General features: G+C 51.2%; 5 protein-coding genes. All 5 read left to right on the top strand.

Features of this window, described 5'->3' with window-relative positions; translation table 11 throughout:
• The first annotated feature begins 110 nt into the window (after positions 1–110).
• The 5 genes from LLG96_09545 to LLG96_09565 all read left to right on the top strand — a co-directional run bounded on the left by LLG96_09545 (position 111) and on the right by LLG96_09565 (position 4,200).
• The gene (locus LLG96_09545; GenBank protein MCE5250448.1) at positions 111–800 is read left to right on the top strand and encodes a PAS domain-containing protein; all 690 of its coding nucleotides are present in this window, start codon (positions 111–113) and stop codon (positions 798–800) included.
• 171 nt (positions 801–971) lie between these two features.
• On the top strand, positions 972–2,282 hold the full coding sequence (locus LLG96_09550; protein ID MCE5250449.1) for a nodulation protein NfeD: 1,311 nt from the start codon (positions 972–974) through the stop codon (positions 2,280–2,282).
• The gene (locus LLG96_09555) at positions 2,279–2,749 is read left to right on the top strand and encodes a hypothetical protein (protein MCE5250450.1); all 471 of its coding nucleotides are present in this window, start codon (positions 2,279–2,281) and stop codon (positions 2,747–2,749) included. Before LLG96_09550 ends, LLG96_09555 begins: the two co-directional genes overlap by 4 nt.
• Positions 2,750–2,752: 3 nt before the next feature.
• Positions 2,753–3,748, top strand: coding sequence for a flotillin-like protein FloA (gene floA / locus LLG96_09560; GenBank protein ID MCE5250451.1), 996 nt, complete (start codon positions 2,753–2,755; stop codon positions 3,746–3,748).
• The gene (locus LLG96_09565) at positions 3,748–4,200 is read left to right on the top strand and encodes a hypothetical protein (GenBank protein MCE5250452.1); all 453 of its coding nucleotides are present in this window, start codon (positions 3,748–3,750) and stop codon (positions 4,198–4,200) included. The genes floA and LLG96_09565 overlap by 1 nt, the downstream gene beginning before the upstream one ends.
• Positions 4,201–4,420: the final 220 nt, after the last annotated feature.

The following is a 4,420-nucleotide window of genomic DNA, read 5'->3' on the forward strand; positions in this document are numbered from 1 at the left end:
CGACCCTTGACAGCTTATATTAACATAAATGGTATTTATCACAACGCTTTAAGATAATAGAGAAATTCAACTCCATGTTCAGATAATCGAGAAAAAAAAGGAAAGGATTCATGACACGCCTTAACACCATACAGGTAATCAGCCAGAAAGAAGCCGAACTCCTCCGCCTGAACCGTCGTGTTCTCGATGAATCCCCCGACCTCATCGCCATTGTGGGAAAGGAGTACCTTTACTATTATGTCAATCCCGCCTATGTGAGTATCCACAAACGAACGGTCAATGATTTTATCGGCCACCATGTCAGGGAATTTCTCGGCGAGGATATTTTCACCACAGTGGTCGGTCCGAACATGGAAAAGTGCATGAATGGCGAGGATGTGCGCTACGAAGCATGGTTCGAGTTCGAACAGTCGGGTATCTATTTTATGGATGTGCGGTATCTTCCGCTCCATAATACATCCGGTATCGTGGACCGTATCGTTATCATTACCAGAAACATCACCTTCATGAAAGAAGCCGAACAGGCAAAAATCAACCATGAGAAACTCCAGACAATCGTGCAGCTCGCCGGTACATACAACCATGAAATCAACAATCCGCTCTGCTCCCTTTCCGGGTATCTGGAACTTCTGAAACGTGACGAGCAGGATGCGAAAAAGACCGAATATATCGACAAGGCGCTCGAAATGGTCGGCAGAATTGCCGATGTGACCCGGAAAATCGAAGAAACGACATCCATCGATCTCACCGATTATCCCGGAGGTGCAAAAATCCTGAATGTATCCGGAAACAGGAAATGACTGAGAATATAAAGTTGTTCCAGCCCCATCACATGATTACCTGTAATTATCATATTCGACAGATGATCATGCATGATTGAATAAAACGTCTTCGGATACTGTATAGAGTATGAGTGGTACAGTTCACCGTTTCAACCGTTTCATTCATCTGTTTCATCGGAAGTGATACCTATGAAAAAATACGTAATTGCATTTCTCTCGGTTTTTTTAATGACCGTTTCGGCTGCCCGGGCATCCGTTGTTGTGATACCCATCAGCGGCACTATCGATGGTGGTCTTGCGGCGTTCATCGACCGGTCAATAAGCGAAGCCGCCCGTCAGAAAGCCGATTTCATCATATTCCAGATAGATACGCCCGGCGGCAGGGTTGACAGTGCTGTCCATATCAAGGATTCGATACTCAAGTCGAAGATACCGACCATCGCTTTCGTCGATAAGAACGCCATATCGGCAGGATCGCTTATCTCTCTCGCCTGCGACAGCCTCTACATGTCGACCGGGGCTTCCATCGGCGCCGCCACAGCGGTTGATCTCGAGGGAAGAAAGGCTTCGGAAAAAGTCATCAGCTATTTCAGGGCGCAGATGCGGGCCACCGCCGAAGCGAAGGGAAGGCGGGCTGACATAGCCGAGGCCATGGTGGACGAGAACCTGTCTGTCGAGGGCATTTCCGAAAAAGGACAGCTTCTCACACTTACCTACGTCGAGGCGCTCAAGGTCGGAATCTCGAACGGAACGCTCGAATCTGTCGGCGATATCACATCCCGCCTCGGCTATAAAAGCCCTTCGGTCATTTTCATGAAAGTCAACTGGGCCGAAAATGTGGTCAGGTTCCTCACCCACCCGATTGTCAGTTCTCTGCTCATGTCAATCGGGTTTATCGGGCTGCTCATAGAGCTGAAAACTCCCGGATGGGGACTCGGCGGAACCATAGCACTCATCGCTCTGGCGCTTTTTTTCGGCAGCCACTATATCGTCCGTCTTGCTACTGTGGGAGAGCTCCTGATCTTTGCTGTCGGGATAATTCTGCTCACACTCGAAATATTCGTCATCCCGGGATTCGGAATAGCGGGCATTTCGGGTATTACGCTCATATTTCTGAGCCTGTTCCTGAGTCTTGTCGGGAAAATTCCGGGACCCACCGATTATCTTTATGCAACCTACACTATCGGAGGATCGATCATTATCGCTGTGCTCGGCGGCATTGCGGTTATTAAAATTCTTCCCCGAACGTCGCTCTACCACAGACTCACCCTCGCCACAGTTGAAAACGCCCGGGAAGGTTTTTCCTCGGCAGCGAGCGAACTCGATCTTGCCGGAGCCGAAGGAACGGCCATCAGTGATCTGAGACCAGCAGGCGTAGCCCTGATAGGAAACCGTCGTCTCGATGTGGTGACCGATGGCGAATACATAGAAAAAGGCTCCCCGATTGTGATTTCCGAGGTTCATGGTGCACGGGTCGTGGTCAGGAGAAAACAGGTATGACTGCTCTGATTGTAGCGCTCATTGTCATTACAGGATTCATTTTTCTTGTCATCGAACTCCTGCTCATCCCGGGATTTTCCGTTCCCGGCCTCGCAGGACTTGCAATGATCGGGTACGGGATATTCAAGGCGAAAACGGCCTATGGAACATCGGGCGCGCTGATAACGCTCGCTGCGAGCCTCATCGGGGCGTTTATATTAATCCGGGTCGCCCTTAAAAGCCGTACCCTCAAGGCGGTCAGTCTCGATTACAGCGAGAAGGGAACCTCCGCTGTGGACGATTATTCCGGGCTGGTCGGCATCGAAGGAATAACCATTTCTCCACTGAGACCTGCGGGAACGGCAGACATCGGTGGAAAACGGTGTGATGTGGTAACCGAGGGAGGATTTATTGAAAAAAATTCACCCGTTCGGGTCTTAAAAGTAGATGGAAAACGAATTATTGTAACCCTGATTGAAAGGGGGTAAGCTATGTTGTATGAGCCATTTCTGGTTCTCATTATTTTTGTAGCTCTGGTTTTTATTTTTATCTTTTTCTGGGCTGTGCCGGTGCCTCTGTGGATATCGGCGGTTGCGGCAAAGGTGCGTATCAGTCTCTTCAGCCTTATCGGTATGAGATTACGGCGCGTTCCGCCCTCGCTCATCGTCAACCAGCTCATCGCGGCAACAAAAGCGGGGCTTCCTCTGAACTCCGATTTACTCGAAGCCCACTATCTCGCCGGCGGTAATGTGGCCGCAGTTGTCAACGCGCTTATCGCGGCCGATAAAGCCTCGATCGACCTTTCATTCGAACGGGCCGCCGCAATCGATCTGGCGGGCAGAAATGTCCTCGAAGCGGTGAAAATGAGCGTTCTGCCCAAGGTGATCACGACGCCGAAAATCGCCGCTGTTTCCAAGGACGGCATCCAGGTGGTTGCAACCACACGGGTGACCGTTCGAACGAACATCCAGCGCCTTGTCGGCGGCGCCACAGAGGAAACGATCATCGCCCGTGTCGGCGAAGGCATCGTAAGCACCATCGGCTCCTCCGAAACGTACAAGGAGGTGCTCGAAAATCCCGATAAAATATCGAAAGTAGTGCTCGCAAAAGGGCTTGACTCAGGGACAGCGTTCGAGATTCTCTCCATCGATATCGCCGATGTGGATGTCGGCGAAAACATCGGCGCAAAGCTCCAGATGGCCCAGGCTGATGCCGACAAGAACATCGCCCAGGCTAAAGCCGAGGTCCGCCGAGCCATGGCACGGGCTCTCGAACAGGAAATGAAAGCTAAGGTCATGGAAATGCGCGCCAAGGTCACCGAGAATGAGGCGCAGATCCCGCTTGCCATGTCGGAAGCCTTCAAGAGCGGTAATCTCGGGATTATGGATTACTATAAAATGATGAATGTCAAGGCCGACACCGAAATGAGAGGCTCCATATCGAAGAGCACACAGCCTGAATCGACAGAGGAAGGTGACAAGAGCTGATGGAACTCCTGATAAATCTCATCATTATATTCATAATTGTCGCATCGGTTCTGAAACGTCTCAGCGCGGTGAGCAGGAAGGGAAGGGAGCTCGAAACAACCCGCCTTCCGGGGGATGTTATCGAAACAGCCGGGCCTGTCGGTGTTCCGAGACCGCCGGACAGGGAGTCTGCGTGGACTCCCTATCCGGAAATTCCGGCCGGGGATACTATGGAAACGGCTGATTATCCGGTAACGACTTCCGAAGAGCTTCTGGAATCCAGCCCGTCGGAAACAATTCCCGAGCGGACTGCGGCGTATCAGAGACCCTCTCACGAACCGGCTGTTCCGCGGCACCGTGAGGTTCGCCGTCATCAGGGGATGGGCATGAAACTCGCGTTCACATCTCACCGTGTTGTCAACGGCATCATTATGAGCGAGATTCTCGGTAAGCCGGTGGGGATGAGAGAGTGAGTATCGGTGAGTATCCCCTACCATGGATATTTTCTGTGCCATCGGCAAGGTATAATCCCGGGGGGGGGTGCTCTACAGTGGACAACCACAGGGGGTTTGCCCCTACATTAAAATCATGCGCGAACACTTTATTTCGTCATGTATATTTCTTGTGCCTTATGCCTTGTGCCTTGTGCCTGCATTTGGGTTTTGACTTGACTGTTTTTTGTGGCATGTTATA

The organism is bacterium (genome assembly GCA_021372535.1).
In the GTDB taxonomy this organism is placed as follows: domain Bacteria; phylum Latescibacterota; class Latescibacteria; order Latescibacterales; family Latescibacteraceae; genus JAFGMP01.

What these genes read in the sequence shown, in the direction of transcription:
- LLG96_09545 (MCE5250448.1), top strand. Translation starts at nt 111, where the DNA reads ATGACACGCCTTAACACCATACAGGTAATCAGCCAGAAAGAAGCCGAA.
- LLG96_09550 (MCE5250449.1), top strand. Translation starts at nt 972, where the DNA reads ATGAAAAAATACGTAATTGCATTTCTCTCGGTTTTTTTAATGACCGTT.
- LLG96_09555 (MCE5250450.1), top strand. Translation starts at nt 2,279, where the DNA reads ATGACTGCTCTGATTGTAGCGCTCATTGTCATTACAGGATTCATTTTT.
- floA (MCE5250451.1), top strand. Translation starts at nt 2,753, where the DNA reads ATGTTGTATGAGCCATTTCTGGTTCTCATTATTTTTGTAGCTCTGGTT.
- LLG96_09565 (MCE5250452.1), top strand. Translation starts at nt 3,748, where the DNA reads ATGGAACTCCTGATAAATCTCATCATTATATTCATAATTGTCGCATCG.